Annotated in this window: 11 protein-coding genes and 1 pseudogene; 7 read left to right on the top strand and 5 right to left on the bottom strand. The window is 40.0% G+C overall.

Annotated elements, in window-relative coordinates; all coding sequences use genetic code 11:
• Positions 1-86 precede the first annotated feature (86 nt).
• Positions 87-1,706, top strand: coding sequence for a sulfatase (locus tag K429_RS28815; RefSeq protein WP_226810603.1), 1,620 nt, complete (start codon positions 87-89; stop codon positions 1,704-1,706).
• 238 nt (positions 1,707-1,944) lie between these two features.
• Entirely contained in the window at positions 1,945-2,565 is a 621-nt protein-coding gene (locus tag K429_RS0115775; protein WP_026367545.1) for a CatB-related O-acetyltransferase, read from the top strand.
• On the opposite strand, the gene K429_RS0115780 is transcribed toward K429_RS0115775, so the two are convergent.
• From K429_RS0115780 to K429_RS0115790, 3 genes are all read right to left on the bottom strand, one after another.
• The gene (locus K429_RS0115780; RefSeq protein ID WP_026367546.1) at positions 2,524-3,147 is read right to left on the bottom strand and encodes a DUF1062 domain-containing protein; all 624 of its coding nucleotides are present in this window, start codon (positions 3,145-3,147) and stop codon (positions 2,524-2,526) included. The two genes, K429_RS0115775 and K429_RS0115780, sit on opposite strands and share 42 nt — an antisense overlap.
• Before the next feature lie 110 nt (positions 3,148-3,257).
• A complete protein-coding gene (locus tag K429_RS0115785) occupies positions 3,258-4,097 on the bottom strand; it encodes an RteC domain-containing protein (RefSeq protein ID WP_026367547.1) in 840 nt (279 codons plus the stop codon).
• A gap of 333 nt (positions 4,098-4,430) precedes the next feature.
• Positions 4,431-5,423, bottom strand: coding sequence for a hypothetical protein (locus K429_RS0115790; protein ID WP_044096699.1), 993 nt, complete (start codon positions 5,421-5,423; stop codon positions 4,431-4,433).
• Positions 5,424-5,925: 502 nt separating this feature from the next.
• Between K429_RS0115790 and K429_RS0115795 the strand changes: the two genes are divergently transcribed.
• The gene (locus K429_RS0115795) at positions 5,926-6,765 is read left to right on the top strand and encodes a helix-turn-helix domain-containing protein (protein WP_007209534.1); all 840 of its coding nucleotides are present in this window, start codon (positions 5,926-5,928) and stop codon (positions 6,763-6,765) included.
• Between the two features lie 16 nt (positions 6,766-6,781).
• Positions 6,782-9,505, top strand: a pseudogene (locus K429_RS28820) (ATP-binding protein).
• Between the two features lie 67 nt (positions 9,506-9,572).
• On the opposite strand, the gene K429_RS0115805 reads toward K429_RS28820, so the two are convergent.
• Positions 9,573-9,791, bottom strand: coding sequence for a hypothetical protein (locus tag K429_RS0115805; RefSeq protein WP_026367549.1), 219 nt, complete (start codon positions 9,789-9,791; stop codon positions 9,573-9,575).
• Between the two features lie 555 nt (positions 9,792-10,346).
• On the opposite strand from K429_RS0115805, the gene K429_RS0115810 reads away from it, so the two are divergent.
• Both K429_RS0115810 and K429_RS0115815 read left to right on the top strand, forming a co-directional pair.
• On the top strand, positions 10,347-14,372 hold the full coding sequence (locus tag K429_RS0115810; RefSeq protein ID WP_026367550.1) for a response regulator: 4,026 nt from the start codon (positions 10,347-10,349) through the stop codon (positions 14,370-14,372).
• A 140-nt stretch (positions 14,373-14,512) separates the two neighbouring features.
• Positions 14,513-16,039: a right-handed parallel beta-helix repeat-containing protein gene (locus tag K429_RS0115815; RefSeq protein ID WP_081750911.1), complete on the top strand. Its 1,527-nt coding sequence runs from the start codon at positions 14,513-14,515 to the stop codon at positions 16,037-16,039.
• A 60-nt stretch (positions 16,040-16,099) separates the two neighbouring features.
• Here the strand turns inward: K429_RS0115815 and K429_RS0115820 are convergent, their stop codons facing one another.
• On the bottom strand, positions 16,100-16,618 hold the full coding sequence (locus K429_RS0115820) for an AraC family transcriptional regulator (protein WP_026367552.1): 519 nt from the start codon (positions 16,616-16,618) through the stop codon (positions 16,100-16,102).
• A 234-nt stretch (positions 16,619-16,852) separates the two neighbouring features.
• Here K429_RS0115820 and K429_RS0115825 point away from each other — a divergent pair, with 234 nt between their 5' ends.
• Positions 16,853-20,158: a SusC/RagA family TonB-linked outer membrane protein gene (locus K429_RS0115825; protein WP_026367553.1), complete on the top strand. Its 3,306-nt coding sequence runs from the start codon at positions 16,853-16,855 to the stop codon at positions 20,156-20,158.
• Positions 20,159-20,166 lie beyond the last annotated feature (8 nt).

A 20,166-nucleotide genomic window follows, 5' to 3' on the forward strand; every position in this document is an offset into this window, starting at 1 on the left:
TTATTTATCTATTGTCTGTTCGGGACTTAACCTCTATATTTGAAGTTCCTTAAATTTATAATGTTCAATTCTTAAGTTCATCTTATATGAAGACTTCACTTTTTTGGACTGCGGCTACTACCTTGTTGACTATTGGTTCTGCATCTGCCGCTGTCACGACGTCCAAAGCAGACAAATCGGCTTCTAAAACACGTCCGAATATTCTTTTCTGCATTGCTGATGACGCCAGTTACAGGCACTTTGGAGCAAATGGCTCTTCTTGGGTTAAAACTCCCGGATTTGATCGTGTAGCAGAAGCAGGTATTTTGTTTACGAACTGCTATACGCCTAATGCAAAATCTGCTCCTTCCCGCTCTTGCATTCTAACCGGGCTTTATTCTTGGCAACTTGGAGCGGCGGGTAATCATACTCCTATTTTCCCGGATGATTTGAAAGTGGTGACGGAAGCTTTGGAAGAGAATGGTTATCAGGTTGCTTTTACAGGAAAGGGTTGGGGACCGGGAGATGCAGGTGTTAAAAATGGTGCTCCCCGAAAATTGACGGGTACACCTTATCTGAAACATAAACTGACTCCGTTGACAACAGGAATTAATAAGGTTGATTATTTTAGAAATTTTCAAGATTTCTTACAGGAAAAGGAGGGGAATCAGCCATGGTTCTTTTGGTTTGGATGCTTTGAACCACATCGGAATTATGAATATGGTTCTGGTGAGAGACTTGGTGGAAAAGATAAAACTGTAATTGATGACTTACCTCCCTTTTGGCCTGATAATGACGTGGTACGTACCGATATGCTTGATTATGCCTTTGAAGTGGAATATTATGACAATCTCGTCAATCGTTTTTTGGACGAACTGGAGAAACGGGGGGAGCTGGATAATACTATCATTATAGTGACTTCGGATAACGGAATGCCGTTTCCCCGGAGTAAGGGAAATAATTATGAATATTCCAATCACATGCCTTTGGCTGTTATGTGGAAAAATGGTATTGCCAATCCCGGAAGAAAAGTCAGCGACTATGTGAGCTTTGTAGACTTCGTTCCCACTTTCTTGGAAGTAAGTGATATAGGGGTACAACAATCGGGATTAATTCCTCCTGCGGGGAAGAGCATGGTGGATATTTTCAAAACTTCAAAAGCCGGCATTGTATCAAAAGACCGGCATTATACATTGTTGGGTAGAGAACGGCATGATTATGGTCGTCCGTTGAATCAAGGCTATCCAATCCGTTCCATATTGCAGAATGACTTATTGTATGTTACGAATCTGAAACCGGAACTTTATCCTTGCGGAAATCCGGAAACAGGGTATACGGATTGTGACGGTTCTCCTACAAAGACTGAGATTCTCCGTATGAAACGTTCCGGAGAAAATAGTTACTATTATGACATAACATTCGATTTCCGCCCTGAAGAAGAACTTTATGATCTGTCGGTAGATAAAGACTGTATGAATAACTTGGCTGGGAATGAGAAATATGCAAAGATAAAGAAGGCTATGAGGCAACTTCTGTTCGATGAACTGCGGGCACAGAAAGATCCGCGGTTAGTAGGGGATGGAGATACTTTTGACCGTTATCCATTCTGGAAGAAAAACTCCAATGATTTTTATGAGCGTGTGCAAAGTGGAGAAATTAAAGAACCGTGGAAGATGTCGGGATTTGTATCTCCTACTGATTTTGAAAATCATCCTGACAATAAGTAACCAGATGGGAAAATTATTTCATAACAAGATATCAAGTTACAAGGAAAGCTTGAAGTGAAATAATTGCTATCTTTGCTATACGATATGAACCATAGTCTTTAATCATCATGAAATGGCAACTTTGTAAATAGCTTCGTTTAGTATGATAGGGCAACAGCTAAGTCTGTTGCCCAACTTGATTGTGACCGTTTCCGTCACAAGATATTAAAATACTAAACATAAAAAAGAAGTAATTACAATGAATACGAAAACATATCCGCGTACCAATGATTATCAGACTATCTATTTGAATGCCATTATCAACAATCCGAATATCATAGTTGGTGATTACACCATATACAATGACTTTGTAAATGATCCGGCTCAATTTGAGAAGAATAATATCCTCTATCATTACCCTATCAACCAAGACCGCCTGATAATCGGCAAATTCTGTTCTATTGCCTGTGGGACAAAGTTTCTTTTTAACAGTGCCAACCATACATTGAAATCCTTGTCCAACTACACATTCCCCTTGTTCTTTGAAGAATGGGGATTGGATAAGAAAAATGTAGCCTCAGCATGGGCTAATAAAGGTGATATCATTATAGGCAATGATGTCTGGATAGGTTATGAAGCTGTTATTATGGCAGGCGTGCATATAGGAGATGGATCTGTCATCGCAGCCCGGGCAGTAGTAACTAAAGATGTTCCTCCCTACACCATAGTAGGAGGAACACCTGCCAAGAAAATACGGATGCGATTTGAGGCAGAGACAATCGCCAAGCTGCAACAGATACAATGGTGGAACTGGCCTGTTGAGAAGATACGTCAGTCCTTACCTTATATCATGAATGGAACGGTTGATAGACTTACTTAATCCCTCTCTTTGTATCAGAATCATATCTCCATCTTTCACTTTATGCTTCTGAGGTGGTTTATTGCTTGTAATCGTAATTATACCATCTTCAAACATACGTTTCACCTGATTGGCAGAGAGTGAGAAGTATCTTCTGATTAATGATGATAATTTGAGATCAAACTCAAACTTGCACTTGATGTGGATTTTGATAACCTCATTGGATAGATTCAGCAAATCTTCCAATGAGGTATTAGGAATAACTTCGTATTCTACACTATCATAATCCAGCCTCAGGTTATTCTTTCTCTCCATTTCAGTAGAAAAAGCATACTTCCAGGCTGTGTCCTTATCATTCATTGAAAAACTATGGAATAATGTCTTGTCAATCAAATCCGGTTTACTGCGTGATAACAAAGTGAGGTTGCAGGTGTTGTCACACTTCACGCATCTGTAAATCAACCATACATCTATGTTCTTCTTTTGAGCATTCATCCTGAACTTGTCGCTACAATAAAATCGGTCACTATCGCAGTGACTGCACTTCTTAATTAATAAAGGGGTATTATTCACCTTTACTTCCCATGTAATTGTTGTCTCCATAAATAAGCTATTATCTTTCTTTGCGGGTTAAGTAATTTTCCGGCAAAGTTGGATATTAGCCATTTGCATAATTCACAAGATGTCACAAGACACTATGAAATATTCTTTGTTTACCTGTCAAGTTCGTCCATCATTTGGGTTATTTTCTCTTTCAATTTATCCAGAAATTGTGTCCTGCTTTTCTTCCTGTTCCTGATTTCAAGAAATATCCGGTAGAAATCACCAATCTCAATATCAAAAAGAGTTTCGCAGCAGAAAGCGATTTCTTTCAGGTTCGTGTTACCATTATTAAAGCATTTTCCGGCATATAGTGCATAAATGAATTCTACCAATGAAACCTTACTTTCCGTCCATTGCAATAGTTTGCTTTCTATGATGGAGGCGAACTTAAGGTGTAGTTTCTCCGATAACGCATCAATCTCCGTGGAGAGATAATGAGTGAGTTGTTTATTTGCTAAGATCTCTGCTACGCTGGAATCATGCAAAGTGGAAAAAGAAGTATCTCTGTCCAACGAGTGGCAGTGAACATCTGAAAGGATATCATAATGCTTTCTCATGAAATACAGATGATCTGAGTCTGTTTTACCGGCTTGATAATAGTTATAGAAATTCTTGTCCGAAGAGATATTTTTCAGACTTTCATATTCCTCCTTCAGGTATTTATATTGAGCTGACGGTGATTTCCCGATCCGATTCCTTTCAATCTGATACAGACGGATATAAAATATCAGTAGACCGGATATTTGCGGTTTCCGGACTTTAAAGAAAAGAATCTCCTCCTCGGGATTGATAAACTGATAGTCCGCAATGGTTGCTTTTAGCCGGGCGAGTGAAGTCTGTATGAAGCCGACTATTTGCTTTATCTTATCAAGGATATCAATATCTTGTTGCTCAATTCTTTGGATTTCTACTTCTATGTCTTGCTTAATGTTCTTTACGAAATTCTCCATTCGCATTCAGCGCATCCATAACTTTCAGGCGGTTGCTGCGAAGCCTGCTAAAAGTCTGAATAGCAAATTACAATTGCCTTGCAGAGACAATGTAGTTAATACTAAAAATGATAAAATGAAAAACCTGTCTGAATAAGAATTATTCAAACGAAAGAAATTAGCCTGTGGTTTGTGAGGCTAATTATTAAGCAATAACAAATTTAAGAATTGTGCCCAAAATAGTTGCTTTTAGAATTCGGGGCAAATATAGTCCTTTTTTTGTAAATCCCCTAAATCTACAGTCAAAATGTAGATTCAGGGGATATTGAGTATAAAGAGTATTGAATTGAACTATCAGAATATATATTGTACACCAAACTGGTATCCGATATACAGTTGTTGCAGTTTGGTAGACCCAGTCTTTTTCCATAAGGAATGGTTCGGGAATATTTTGCTGTTGCTTACATCTTTGGTCATCATGTAGTTTATGCCTACCCCTCCGAATAACTCAATATGCTTCCCGATTCTGAAGGACGGAATGAGTGAGTATCCAGTATTCAAAACAGGTTCATCCGAATCGTTTCCGATGGTTGAGGCTTTAAGTTCATTGTTAATCCTGAACCAGGAGGTAACGGGAATATGAGCACCAAATCCACCTTCAGCCACCAATGAGTTATTCTCAGTTTTATGGTTATATCCAACGCCTATAATGCCATAAGTGTATCTGCCGCCCGAACGGAATGTGGCTACCGTACTTCCCAATGCATCATAAGTGACAGCAACTCCCATTTCACCATTTTTAATGATGTTGATTAATCCGATGGGGCAGTCACTCTTATTCGCTATATTGACCAGTCCGGCAAATTGTACGCCATTGACCTCTTTTGCAATGTTGACTAATCCGGCAACCTGCAACCCGTTTACCTCTTTGGCAATATTGACTAATCCGGCGAATTGGAACCCGGTCATTGCAGAAGCTGTATTTGCCAATCCCGCCATTTGGAAACCACTGAACTTATTCTTATTTATATTAGCCAGTCCTGCGGACTGCACTCCCTGTCCGTCATTTCCTACATAGTTTGAAAGTCCTGCCATTTGGAAACCTTTGGCATCATTCAGAATAATGTTTGAGATACCTCCCCAGGTGAATGCCTCTTCGTTTCTGGAAATGCCTACAAGTAAGTTGAGTGAAACAGTATTCGTATACTGATGCGAATAGGCTCCATTGGTACTCAGGGGCGGGACAAAGCTCAATTGAAATACGGTTTTCTTGTCTTCATTGGATTGAGCAAACAATGCGCTATAAACTAATACACATAGTATTAAAACTAAAATCTTCTTCATCATTTTGGTTTTCTTTGTTATTAATCTTTATATTTCTATCATCTTGATTTCGGTTACAAAGGTAAGTTTAATAATTCTTCCTTAGAGAGTTTGTAGACGAACCATACTGTTTCTTATGACGAAATGATGAATATGAGTGATTATTCCCGTAATTTCTTTGGTGTGATAAACCAATCCTCAACATGCGATAAACTAACTCCCGGAATGCAAGAATCTATTCTCGAAGATGCATAAAACTATTCATACAATAACTGTTGTTGAATCTTACAACAACTGTGTTACATTCTTACAATAGATATAATTCTATCTTACAACAACTATTGTAAGAATAAAAATGTGCATTCTGAGAATTAGTTTCTTGCATTGTGGCGATTACTTCCTTGCATCGTTGCTATTCTTTTTGTTGGCACCGAAATTTGCTATTCGCGTTCTATATCTTGCATTCTGAAATTTGCTTGGGTATAAATTAGTATCTTTGTTATTCATTTTAACCACGACATTTCAGATGGATGGCAATTTTTATATATATACCGATCTCTCTGCCCTTCCTGTAGATGAACATGAAGCGTATTTGGCAGAAGGGTTTGGTGGAGTTTGCACAGGTGGAACGGCTGTAATAGAGGTTTTTTCAGTCAGCCGCCGGATATCTAAAAACGACCTGGTGACAGTTTTGCCGTTACAGTCAGTATTAATCCGTGAGGTAAGTCCCGATTTCTCTATGACTTTCTTCAAAATAGATAAAACGATGTTCTTGGATACCATGAGTAGCCTGGGGAAGATTACTCCTGATTTTTTCTTTTATATGCGGAAGAATTTCCAGGTTCGGTTGACTCGGGGCGAAGTTCAGAGATTTCTTGGTTTTTGTCGTGCAATTGATTTTCGGAACAGTTCTGACGATCCCGCTTTCCGGCGGGAAACCATATTGCACTTGTTGCGTATCTTTTATTGGGATTTCTACGTTCATTTCCGTAAGACCGTAAGCCGGGAGGGAGTTTCTATCCCCTTGAACTCTAATAAGGAGAATATTGCTTTCCGGTTTGCAATGCTGGTCTATGAACACTATAAGCAACATAAAGAAATGGCGTTTTATGCGGACAAGCTGTGCATAACTCCTCAATATCTGACCCGAGTTATTCAGGAGGTAAATGGTCAGTCGGCCCGCGAGTTACTTGCAGATCATGTTGTACTGGAAGTGAAGGCACTGCTTCGAGACGCTAATCTTGACATAAAAGACATTGTGCGGCAGACGGGTTTTTCAAACCAATCGTCGTTAAGTCGCTTTTTTCGCCGGCATACGGGTATGTCTCCGACAGAATACCGGCGTACAATTCACATTATTCGCTAACTACAAAAACTGATAAATGGAACGACTGGAAACACAAACTTGCAATGGAGATAGTACATCTTTTGAAAAAGAGATGCTGGCATTGTTAGATGAGCAGATTTTCTTGACAGATAGCGTGTTCGCCCGTCTGCCGATGGGTGTGGAAATTTACGATGCGTCAGGTATACTCCGTTGCTTAAACGAACGGGCACGACTTATGTATGGTGTTGAGCTCGATGCGGTAATCAACAAAGTCAATCTGTTTGAAAGTCCTTATGTGGACGAGGCGCTTTTAGCGAGAATTCAATCCGGAGACGACATTGTACTTGAATTTGAATATGATTTCGACCGGATGAATAAAGAGTATTTCCATACTTCCAATAAAGATACCATTATCTACGAGGTCAAGATTGTTCCGATAATCAATAAGCAGGGGACTATCGTAGGTCATATATTGCTCACCAATGATGTGACTTCTACCAAAGAGGCGGAGTATCGGACTGAAGAAAGTAAGAAAAACCTGGAGATGGCGATGGAGGCTGCGAATATGTCCTCATGGGTATACGACGTGTACAAAATGGAGTTCGGGATCTTGCATGGAAACTCTGTTTTCAAAAGTGGTATGTCCTTGGAGCAATTGTTACCGATGCTTCATCCGCAGGACTGCGTTCCGTTAAGGGAACTATTTTCCCGGCTGATAAACAAAGAAGTCCTGCAGGGGCAGCTCACAGTACGTGTTTTCAATGAACAGGAAGGAGAATTCCGGCATTATGAGAGCCGTATGCGGCTTTCGACCGAGCATTTTGGTAAATTGCAGATTGTAGGTACCTTGCTGGATGTAACTGAAAAGCTCCGGATGGCAAAAAAGACACAGGATCTTTTAGTTAAGCGTGAACTGGCCATGAAGGTCAACGATATAGTTCACTGGGATTTTAATGTGCAGATGCAAACATTCGAAGCTTACAATGATCCGGTAAACGATTATGCTTCTGACAAGTTGGTATCTTTGGAAGAGTACTTGAATGTGATTCATCCCGAAGACAGGTCTTTGGTCAATGATGCGCTGCAATCTATGCTGTTGGGGCGGAATATGAATATAAATCTCACCTGCCGTATTCAGACCAGGTATGATAATACATGGCAATATTGCAATATTACGGGCGTTCCTTTCGAATTTGGAGAGAGCGGAGATGTTATCCGTTATACCGGCTTTAGACAGAATATTTCCAAACTCCATCAATTGAACGAGGAGCTTAAAGAACGGAACTACAAGATGGAGCTGACTTTCAAGACTGTGGGTATGTCCTATTGGGATTACGATGTGAAGACCCGGTAATATCGGTCATTCAATGATCCGGTGAATGATTTTAATCCCGAAAAAGCAATTATGCCTGAGGATTATTTGAAAGCTGCCCATCCTGAGGATACGGAACGTGTTCGTGAAAATATGGTTGGCATGTCTGCCGGGCAGTATAAGGAGTTCTCGCTTCAGTATCGTTCCCGTACCAAATGGGATCAGGATTGGCAGACACTGATTGTTACCGGGCTTCCGTCTGAACGTGACAAAAAGGGAAACGTCATTCGCTATACCGGTATCGCTTTCAACAATACGAAGTGGGAAAAAATGGCTCAGGAACTGAAAGAGATGAAGGATAAGGCCGAGCTCTCCGACCGGTTGAAGTCGGCATTTCTGGCCAATATGAGTCATGAAATACGTACACCACTGAATGCCATTGTAGGGTTCTCCGAATTGCTGGTCGACAGTGACGACCCGGATGAAAAGAAGGAGTATTGGCATATCATCGAGTCCAACAATGATTTGTTGTTGCGACTTATCAATGACATTCTGGATCTTTCGAAGATTGAGTCGGGAATTATTGATCGGAAACGTGAACGGTTTAACTTGACACAACTGTGCAATGAACTCTATGTGATGATGCGGTCGAAGATTCCGAACGCTGACGTGGAGTTGGTCCAAGATAATCCTTGTTCGGAATGTTGGATTTTCCTCGACAGTAACCGGCTTAAGCAGGTATGGATGAACTTCCTGACTAATGCGATAAAATATACCAGATCGGGATATATCAGAATGGGATACTCGGTTGAAAAAGACAGAATTCGGTTTTATGTGGAGGATACGGGGACGGGTATCCCTAAAGAACTACAGGATCGGGTTTTCGGTCGTTTCCAGAAGCTGAATGAATTTGTTCAAGGTACAGGACTTGGATTGGCAATCTCCCGGGCAATTGTTGAAGCTGCGGGTGGAGAGATCGGATTCACTTCTGAACAGGGGATTGGATCGACCTTTTGGGCATGGGTTCCGTGTGAGATCTTTCAGCATGGAGACGTCGGTTGCCCGGAAACAACTCTTCCAAACCGTCGTCCGGTGTTTAGCGAAGGCAGTGACAGGAAACTCAGAATTCTGGTGGCCGAAGATAACGACAGCAATTTTTTGTTAGTGCGGAATATTCTTAAGGATTACGACTTGTTACGGGTGACCAATGGTGTAGAGGCTGTTGAGGAGATTCGCAATGGGAAGTTTGATTTCGTGCTTATGGATTTGAAAATGCCTGTCATGGACGGTTTGGTAGCTACTCGGAAGATTCGGGAGTTCAATAGTGACATCCCGATTGTAGCACTTACAGCCAATGCTTTCGATACTGACCGTGCCAGTGCTATGGATGCCGGATGTAATGCTTTCTTGCCTAAGCCGGTAAAACGGAAGCAACTGTTTGAGCTCCTTTCAGGGGCCTGTCGGTAAGTTTGAGATAAATAGTAATTCGCTTGTTTAGTGTGCTTCGGTAGCAGCTCTTGGAATAACTTCTACTTTATTCTAACTCTGTTGCGCAGATATCGATTGTACTCAGTGCGTCCGAGATATCAGTCGGGGTTATCCCTTGACATTCAATTCTCAGTATCTTCTCCCAATCTTCAAAGTCTACGTTCCATACGTGGATCTGCGGATATTGGGTGAATAACTTTTCTATTTTCTTTATTTCCCGCTTCTTTTCTATAGAAGTCCGGAAGATTAAAATATTGTCTGTCATTGCGATAACTTATTTAATACCACTTATGTTATTTAGTCTGTTTAGTCTTTCTGGAAGCACTTCGTTTGATGCAAAGATAAGCCGAATAGTCTTTTCGTAAAAAGTTTGTAGACCAACCTACAGATTCCTTATGACGAAATTAAGAATATGAGTGACCAACTTCGTTTTCCTGTATATTCATATCGCTTCATTGGGTTTGCAAAAATAGCGTTTGGATTTTGCATACGCTTGTAAAAAAACGACATTTTGCTATACGGTTCTGAAACGTTGTCTGTAATCTGATGGAGTAATTCAATCAGTGCTAATGTAGATTGTCTCTTAATCCATGATAGTGTTTTGGCATCGACCATATCCGTGAGGCTTTCGGGAATACCCGGAATGAATAGGGTATCTATTTCATAATCCAGAGATTTTTATTATTGGAAAAACTGACTTCCTATCATGAAATGTGCTTAGTGAAAGAGGCGATGGCTTTTTGAAGAATAGACGTTTTTCTTCCAAATGTACTTTTATGCTTGCATAATTTATATATTTGCAGCATAAAAATCTTGTATTATGTTAAGAAAAGCACCTTTTTTCTCATATGTTGTAAGAATGGTAACATTCTTTGGTTTTCTTGGGCTATCTCTTTATATGAATGCCCGGAATATACAGATTAAGGATATTCCCCATATAGATAAATTGTCCACGAATGTCATCAATACCATTTTTCAGGATTCTGAAGGGTATATATGGTATGGTACAGCGGAAGGATTATGTCGTGATGATGGTTATAATATCCATACATTCAGGTCTGACTTTAAAGATCCGGATATGATGCCAAGTAATGTGATCACTTGTCTGGGAGAAGACAGTATCACACACAATATCTGGATTGGAACTGATAAGGGGTTATATATCTTAAATAAACAAACTTACACTATTGCATCTGCGGATATCGCAGAGCTTAAGGATATCAATATAGAGGGAATCATAGTGACCTCAGATCACTCTATATGGATAAATGTCTATAGAAGAACGTTCCGACTTTCGCCAGAAGGAGAGATTCTGAAAATATACTCATTGCAATGTTCTACGGGTCCGGGAGAGGAGTATGTACTGTATGAAGATAGAAAACATCAACTGTTGCTCTCTATATCTGGTAAAGGATTACATAAATGGAATAAGCAAAAGGATGAATTTGAACTATTCTTCCCTTATACTGATAGGATAAGTGATCTTATACAAGATAGAGAGAAAGACTATTATTGGCTGGCTTCCTGGCAACAGGGGATTATTCGTTTGGATCCCTTGAATTCTGTTAAGGAATTGCAATATGTTCCTCAACCATTACCTATGAATTCTGCCGGGCAAATAGCCAAGACGGCTTTACATCTTGTGCAAGATGATGTGAACAACTATATTTGGACAATATCATGGAGTGACTTGTTTGCCTATCAGGTCACAACGGGTGGACTGTTGAAGCAGGTAGATACCTCAACGTTTTTGCCGCAATACAACAAAGCATTAAAGCGTATTATTAAAGATAGGGATGGCAATCTTTGGGTGACTTCTCTGGATAATCACAACTTTATCATCTATTTTGATGAGGATAATTTGCATGAATACAATATCGCCCCATTGGAAAAACAAATAAAGTGGACACCAATTTTTGAAAATCTGTGTAAGGATGAGAAAGGAATATTTTGGGTTTTCCAAAGGCGTCTCGGACTTTGTATTTATCAACCGGAGAAAGATAAAATCGAATGTTATACCAGTTCGAAAGCAGTCAGTGACAGTCCATTTCTGGTACTTTCTTATTTGCTGAAATCAAAAAAACAAGGGCTGGTATGGATAGTACCGCAAAGCAGCTGTGAATTATATGGCTTGAGCCAGAATAATATGGAGGTAGAAATAGAACGTAGGGTAAATTTGTTTTCGGTATCAAAGACCTATGATGTTATCAATTATTTATTTGAAGATAATGACGGTAACCTTTGGATTGCAGCAGGTAATCATTTGTTTATCTACCAGATAGAAAGTGAGAAGTTGGAGCTTGCTTCTGATAATATAGGTGTTATCAAAGGTTTGGCTCAAACAGAGGATGGTATTATCTGGGGTATTGTAAAAAATAAAGGCCTCATCAGGATTGACAGGGAAAGGCATATGACAGAATATTCTGCCCCTCATTCTTTTCTATGTGTAGCTGCAGATCATAATAAATTATGGCTGGGGACTGATAAAGGAGGTATTATGTTATTTGATTCTGAGACCGGTTCTTTTGAAGATTATAATACGGCATGTGGAGTAAACGGAGACAAGATTAGCAATATCATAGTGGATCGTTTTCATCATGTATGGATAACAACCAGTAGGGAGGTCAAGGAATTTAATCCTAAGAATGGAGCTTACAGAAGTTTCTATGCATCCAGTAAGAATATTGGTTTCAACCGTTTTCTTCCCCAGTCTGTGTTTGAAGATGCTGACGGGCAACTTTACTTTGGTGGTATTCCTGGTATATTATCTATTTCTCCTTCTCAACGTCTGGACAATATTTCCCAACCCAAAGATATTCTTATAACTGATATACGGATTATGGGACGGAGTATTCTACTGGATAATAAACGGCCGGGTAAATCATTGAAAGTTGTTGATATATATCCGGAAGAACAAAATATTGAGATACAGTTTTCATCTTTAGACTATCAGAATAGTTCGCGGATACGATATGCATATCGCTTATCCGGAATAGATAAAGAGTGGATATACTTGTCGGCAGGAAAAAACTCAGCTTTCTATAATAAGTTGAGTAAAGGTAAATATGTGTTTCAGGTAAAGGCTACAGATGGAAATGGTTTGTGGAGCGACCATGTGGTTGAGATCAGCCTTAACCGCCTTCCGGCCTGGTATGAAAGTTGGTATGCTTATACGGTATACGTATTGTGCATACTGGCGATTACCTACTATTTCTATAGAATGGTACGTAATCGCATTCGTATGAGACAAGCCATAGCAATGGGGAAAATTGAACGCCAGAAGATAGAAGAAATCAATCACGCCAAACTGCAATTCTTTACTAATATCACACATGAACTACTCACTCCTTTATCTATAATTTCAGCCTCTGTGGATGAACTAAAGGAAGAAATACCAAGTAGTTCGCGGCTTCTTCAGGTTATGGAGAACAACACTTCCCGCTTAATCAGACTGATCCAGCAGATTCTTGAATTCAGAAAGGTAGAAAACGGAAAGTTGAAGTTGAAAGTTTCTTGTGGTAATATCAGCTTATTCCTGAAAAACTCCGTTTTGGCTTTTGCTCCTTTGGTAAAGAAGAAAAAATTATCTATTTCTTTGGAGGCGACCGAAGAGTGTTCTGGATATTTCGATGTAGATAAGTTGGATAAGATTATATATAACCTGCTTTCTAATGCTGCTAAATATACTCCTGAAGGAGGTGCCATAACCCTATGTCAGTCTTATGATGAAGAAACCGGATTACTGAAAATCACTGTCAACAATCCGGGAGAATGTATTCCGGAAGAAAAACTGGCACATTTGTTCGAACGGTTCTATGAAGGTGAATATCGGAAGTTCCATACTATTGGTACCGGCATAGGCCTTTCATTGACAAAAGATCTGGTGGCATTGCATCATGGCACTATCTATGCCTTTAGCAATAAAGAGGAAGGCAATACATTTGTGGTACAAATACCTGTGCGGCGGGAGGCATTCAAAGAAGAGGAAATTGATGAAAGTATGGAGTATGCAGCTTATAATGTTCTGCCTGTTGGTGAAGTAGAAGAAGCAGTTGCTACGGATATGGCTGAAAGAGAACCGGGTAGTTCCTCTGTATTGCTGGTAGAAGATAATGAGGATCTTTTGTCGTCTATGGTCCGTTTGTTGCAGGGCAGATATCATATCTTACAGGCAAGAAACGGGGTAGAGGCATTGGCTGTGCTTGAGAAAGAAGAAGTGAATCTGATTGTTTCGGATATCATGATGCCTGAAATGGATGGAATAGAATTATGTCGCAGGATTAAAGAGAAATTTGAAACTTGCCATATTCCAGTCATCTTGTTGACGGCCAAGATAACTGATGAGGATCAGGTAATGGGGTATGAATCGGGGGCAGACGGTTATATCTGCAAACCACTCCGCTTGTCTGTTTTATTAGCCAAGATAGACAATTTGTTGAAGAAGAGTAACCGTATGGGAATAGATTTTCGTAAGCAATTAGTGTTTGAAGCTAAAGAATTGAATTTTACTTCTATGGATGAGGCTTTTATCCAAAAAGCAGTGGATTGTGTGAATGCACATTTGGATGATTGTAATTTTGAACATGCACAATTCTTGGCAGAGATGGGAATGGCGAGAACTACTCTGGCTGATAAGTTGAAGTTATTGACGGGGCTTACTCCTTCTGGATTTATCAATAATGTTCGTCTGCAAGCTGCATGTCGTTTGATAGATGAAAAGAAGAAAATCCGTATTTCAGATCTGGCTTATGCAGTGGGATTCAATGATCCTAAATATTTCAGTCTTTGTTTCAGGAAGAAGTTCGGACTGTCTCCTACAGAATACATGATGAAGTATGAGAATTGAATTTATTAGCAAGAAAGTACCTTTTTGAACCATCAGTCTCTCTTTTCCGGTAATAGTTCTCCTTCTTTTTATTTATATTCCTCTACTTTTGAGGACGTGAATTAATTCTAAATATAAATATGAATTTAACGAAGGAAACTATGATTAAACTAAAAACGGCAACATTGCTGCTTGTCTTTGCATGCACCTTTTTCTGTGTTTGTGATAGCAGTGCCAAGACTGGAAAAAATTATTATGTAGATGCCTTGCAAGGTAACGACGATGCTAATGGATTGAGTAAACAAACAGCTTGGAAAAGTCTGGAGAGGTTGAAAGATATTCAGCTTCGTGCAGGAGATTCGTTACTATTTCGAAGAGGGTCTGTTTTTATCGGCATTTTGGAACTCTCAGCGAAGGGGAAGGCTGATAAACGGGTTATTATAGATGCTTACGGTATCGGTAGAAAACCATGTATCAAAGCACCGGACGCTTCACTATATACAATATTAGTACAGAACTCGGACTACCTTACACTACAGAACCTTGAAGTGGTAAATACTGGTACAGAACGGCTGGCACACCGCACGGGTGTAAAAGTGCTGTGTGAGAATTACGGTGTATCTCATAACATCATACTCAATGCATTGGAAATCCATGATGTAAATGGTAGCTTAATCAAGCAGAAAGGAGGTGGTTCTGGCATTTTAATTGTGAATAAAGGACAAGATGTAATATCGACCTTTGATGGATTGACCATTGAGAATTGCATCATTCGCCGTTGTGAGAGGAATGGCATGATTTGGTCTTCCTATAGCAGCCGTAATAATTGGCATCCCAGTACCAATACTGTTGTTCGTAAAAACTTGATAGAAGAAGTTCCCGGTGACGGTATTGTTCCGATAGGCTGTGAAGGAGCACTGATAGAATATAACTTGATGCGTAATTGTCCGGGAACACTACCGCATAGCGAAGCTGCTGCCGGTTTCTGGCCATGGAGTTGCGACAACACTGTTCTTCAGTTTAATGAAGTGAGTGACCATAAAGCCCCTTGGGATGCACAAGGCTTTGATTCCGATTATAATTGCCATAATACGACCATTCAATATAATTTTAGTCATGATAATGATGGGGGGATGGTTTTAATTTGTAATTCCGGGACAGACGGTGGAGTAGGCAATCAGGGTACGGTAGTACAGTACAATGTGAGCATTAATGATGCTATTCGTCCACGTGCCACACGCAGTGGTATATTTTCTGCTACTATTCATATCGGTGGACCTTGTGAGAATACGCTGATAAACAATAATATCCTGCATGTTAATCCTAAGACGGCTTCGTTCATAGACCGTAGTATCATTACATCTGATTCATGGGATGGATATGCTAATAACACTATATTTAAAGAAAATATCTTTTTTGCTCCTCAGGAATCGGAGATTCGTCTTACCAAATCCACAAATAACATCTTTGATGGCAATTACTATCTAGGAAATTTCATAGGAAAACCTGCCGATAAAAGTGCCAAGGATGCTTCCGCTTATTACTATTCATGTATAAGTAAAGACCCAATGGGATTTGATAGTTTGTCTTTCCTTTTCGATACGGTAATTGTTGGGGATGGGGCTGCTGTACTGAAGGTAGTCAGTAAGGATGCCATTCATCGATTCTTTGAAGATATGAAGAATTGATTTTTTATCTGAAACAAAATATAGCGATAGTATTACCGGATAATAACGGTAGTGCTATCGCTATATTATTATTCCGCACCGTCTGAAGGTAGAGGGGGCTTTACCGAATTTCTTTTTGAAACATTGGCTGAAATATCTCGGATCGTTAAAGCCAACCTTATAAGCTACTTCTGATATATTGTATTGCCTTTCCGACAATAGGCTGCATGCTTTCTTCATGCGGACATTACAAATAAATTCACTGGGTGACAATCCGGTCAATGCTTTCACTCTTCGATAGAGCATGGATCTGGATATATGGATTTCTGCTTGCAGGAGTGGCATGGATAAATCCGGATTATCCATATGTTTCTCGATAGCAGCAAGTATTTGTTTAAGGAATGCTTGCTCGGATGGATTGGGCGCAATTCTTTGATACTTCGATTGGTTCTGCATTTGTACAGGCAATGCATTTGTTTTTGATAGCAATTGGGTAATATAGCCTGTAATATCTTCGTAAAGAGTCGAAGGAAGTATTATGACTTCCAGTTTTTCTGTAACCGGATTCATGAATGGATTGTCAATAAGGTATGCTCTCATATGTTTTTAGAATTAATGAAATAATATATGGAGCAAACTTCCGAAAAAGTGAGTAATAGGAGGGTGAATTATTACCGGAAACCTGCTTATAAGGCGTTTATAACCCTTTCCCGGTAATGATTCATCCTCTTATTCCTTATATCCACCTACTTTTGGCTAACGATTTAGAACAAAGAACATATATGCATCTTGTTGAATTAGTCACCTTAATTATCTAATAAATTTTAAAAGACGATGAAAAAGAATTCGTTTAGATTCAAAAGAAATCGAAAGGCGATAACAGCCTTGCTAATCTGTGTAGGTTTCGTCGGTATTCATCCTTTGGCGGTATTTGCCGAAGATGATGTTAATGTCGTACAGACAGTGCAACAACAGAAACAGACCATTACTGGTATTGTGAAAGACGCAACGGGGGAACCTGTGATTGGAGCCAGCGTGAAAGAAAAAGGAGATCCATCCAATGGTGTGATAACCGATATTGATGGAAACTTCAGATTGAGTGTTCCTGCTAATGCAACTATTGAAATCTCATTTATCGGTTATCAGACGGCCAGTGTGAAAGCCATTTCAGGAAAACCTTTAAATATAGTATTGCAGGAGAATACTGAGATGTTGGACGAAGTGGTTGTAGTGGGTTATGGTACGATGCGTAAAAAGGATTTGACAGGTTCTGTCATTCAGATTCGTCCGGACAATCTTGCTAACGAGGCACCCAAGACAGTACAGGATGTACTACGTGGTACACCGGGTTTGAATGTGGGTATGGATGCTTCTGCGAAAGGTGGTGGTTCTCTTCAAATTCGTGGTCAACGTTCACTTTATACAGACGGTGGGCATAATGATCCGCTGATTATTCTTGATGGCATGATGTTTTATGGAGAACTTTCCGAACTCAATCCGGATGACATTGCGCAAATTGATGTATTGAAAGATGCTTCTGCCGCTGCTGTGTATGGGGCAAAAGCTGCTAATGGTGTTATTATTGTTTCTACCAAGAAAGGAAAAAATGGTAAACCGATGATTAATTTCAGTACCAACTGGAGCTTTTCTACAATGGGAGCTAACCGTGATGTTTATGATGGGGAAGGTTATTTGAAGTATCGCCGCGATTGGTATGTTGCAGGTACATACGGTGTAAACCCTGAAACTGGTGCTTATGAAGAGTATCAGGCGGATAAGAAAAAATACCCTGCAGGATATTATGATGCTCCCACACAGGAAAATCTGAATAAATACGGTATTACCCTTGACCAATGGCGTGCATATACCAATGCGGGTTCGGACATTTCCGACCAAGAAGTATGGGGAGCCACTAGGCTTGGTTTACAGGGAAATAGCCTTGCCAATTTTCTCTTGGGACAAACTTTTGATTGGTACGATCATTCTTTTCGTACAGGTCTCAACCAGAATTACAACGTGAGCATGTCTGGCGCTACCGATCGTGTGAATTACTATTTCTCTCTGGGATATATGGATAATGAAGGAGTGGCAGTAGGTAATGATTATACCACTTTCCGTTCTAACATGAAAGTGAATGCAAAAGTTACCAACTGGTTTGAAGTAGGCGTTAATGTCAACTTCCAAGAGCGTACCGATGGGGATACCACGGTAGACTGGGGCAAGCAGATCACTGAAAACAGCCCATTTGCTTCTTATCGGAATGAAAATGGAGAATTGGAGCGCTTTCCGATGGGAAATGTTTCAGGAAATACGGGGTACAACTATGATTACAGACAACAATTTAAGGAACGTGAGTCGGGTTATACAGTACTTAATACTATTTTGAATGCCAAATTGACGTTACCGTTCGGCATCACTTATGCCTTCAATATAGCACCGCGTTACCAGTGGTACTATTACCGTTCTTTTCAGTCTTCAAAAGATCCTGATGTAACGGCAGGGTCGGCAAGCCGTAACAATGGTAAGCGTTTTGACTGGTCACTGAACAACACTTTGACTTGGGATAAAACTTTTCTTGAGAAGCACCATTTTACAGTGACACTAGTACAGGAAGCTGAAGAACGACGTTCATGGGGTGACAATTTGAGTGCCAACAACTTACAACCGACTGATGCCTTGGGCTTCCATTATGTAAAAGCAGGTGACAAAGAATCCAGTGCTTTCAGTTCGGATGATGGACATGAAACCGCTGACGGTATGCTTGCACGCCTGTTCTACTCGTATGATGACCGATATATGTTTACCGGCTCTATACGCCGCGACGGTTATTCAGCTTTTGGTACTTCCAATCCGCGTGCAACTTTCTATTCAACCGCCTTCGGATGGACTTTCACAAATGAGAAATTTTTCAATTGGGAACCGATGAGTTTCGGTAAGCTGAGATTTTCTTGGGGACAGAATGGTAACCGTTCATTGGCTAATCCCTATATTGCTCTTGCCGACCTGGGCTCAGGTACCGGAGGTACTTATGGTTATGTAGACGCAAGTGGTAATACGACAGAATATCGTTACTTTACAATGAACCGTCTGGCCAATACGCATCTGCAATGGGAAAAGACCACTGCCTGGAACATTGGTTTAGATTTTGGCTTCCTGAATAACCGTATCAGTGGTAGTGTTGAGTATTATCACATGCCTACTACACAGATGATTATGAATCAGTCCTTACCCGGATTTTCTGGGTTTGGTTCAGTCACTACGAACTTGGGAGAGGTGCAGAACCGTGGTGTGGAAATCTCATTAAGTACAACAAATATTAAAAATGATGTGCTGGAATGGAATACTACGATAGGATTTTCATTTAATAAGAATGAAATCAAGCATCTGTATTATGAGTATGAAAATGTGCTTAATGCTCAAGGTGAAGTAATAGGTACTAAAGAAAGAGATGATATTTCCAATAAATGGTTTATCGGACAGCCTATTGGGGCTATCTGGGATTATAAAGTAACCGGTATCTGGCAGAAAGATGAAGTGGAAGAAGCTGCCAAGTATGGACAGCGTCCGGGTGACCCTAAGGTATGGAACAATCCTGATAATGATAAAGTAAATGCAGACGGTAGTGTTACTATCGTGTATGACAATGATGACAAGCAATTCCTGGGACAAAGCAGTCCGAAAGTGAATTGGTCTATGCGTAATGAATTTACTTTCTTCAAAGATCTAACTTTCTCATTCAATATTTATTCAAAGATGGGGCATAAGAGTCTGGAAACAGATTACCTGAATAAAGATAATGCAGGCTCAAAAGTGACGAATGGTCAGAATGTATATGCTAAGAAGGGATATTGGACTGTAGATAATCCGACCAATGAATATGGACGCTTAGATGCACAAGGCCCGTCGGGAGTGACTACACCGGGCAAATTACATAACCGTTCATTCATTCGTCTGGACAACATTTCACTTGCCTATAAACTGCCCAAGAAGTTCATTTCACGCTGGAGTATAGAAAAGGCGATTATTAGCGGAAGCATCAAGAATGTTGCAGTCTGGGCTAAAGACTGGAAATACTGGGACCCTGAAACCGGTGGTTTGGCTCCGAGAACCTTTAATATTGGATTAACTTTAACTCTTTAATTACATAA

Origin of the sequence: Bacteroides sp. 14(A) (assembly GCF_000526555.1) — a bacterium.
GTDB classification, from domain to species: domain Bacteria; phylum Bacteroidota; class Bacteroidia; order Bacteroidales; family Bacteroidaceae; genus Bacteroides; species Bacteroides cellulosilyticus.

Coding starts and splice junctions, on each gene's coding strand:
- K429_RS0115815 (WP_081750911.1), top strand. CDS start 14,513: ATGATTAAACTAAAAACGGCAACATTGCTGCTTGTCTTTGCATGCACC.
- K429_RS0115795 (WP_007209534.1), top strand. CDS start 5,926: ATGGATGGCAATTTTTATATATATACCGATCTCTCTGCCCTTCCTGTA.
- K429_RS0115805 (WP_026367549.1), bottom strand. CDS start 9,791: ATGACAGACAATATTTTAATCTTCCGGACTTCTATAGAAAAGAAGCGG.
- K429_RS28815 (WP_226810603.1), top strand. CDS start 87: ATGAAGACTTCACTTTTTTGGACTGCGGCTACTACCTTGTTGACTATT.
- K429_RS0115790 (WP_044096699.1), bottom strand. CDS start 5,423: ATGATGAAGAAGATTTTAGTTTTAATACTATGTGTATTAGTTTATAGC.
- K429_RS0115775 (WP_026367545.1), top strand. CDS start 1,945: ATGAATACGAAAACATATCCGCGTACCAATGATTATCAGACTATCTAT.
- K429_RS0115810 (WP_026367550.1), top strand. CDS start 10,347: ATGTTAAGAAAAGCACCTTTTTTCTCATATGTTGTAAGAATGGTAACA.
- K429_RS0115780 (WP_026367546.1), bottom strand. CDS start 3,147: ATGGAGACAACAATTACATGGGAAGTAAAGGTGAATAATACCCCTTTA.
- K429_RS0115785 (WP_026367547.1), bottom strand. CDS start 4,097: ATGGAGAATTTCGTAAAGAACATTAAGCAAGACATAGAAGTAGAAATC.
- K429_RS0115820 (WP_026367552.1), bottom strand. CDS start 16,618: ATGAGAGCATACCTTATTGACAATCCATTCATGAATCCGGTTACAGAA.
- K429_RS0115825 (WP_026367553.1), top strand. CDS start 16,853: ATGAAAAAGAATTCGTTTAGATTCAAAAGAAATCGAAAGGCGATAACA.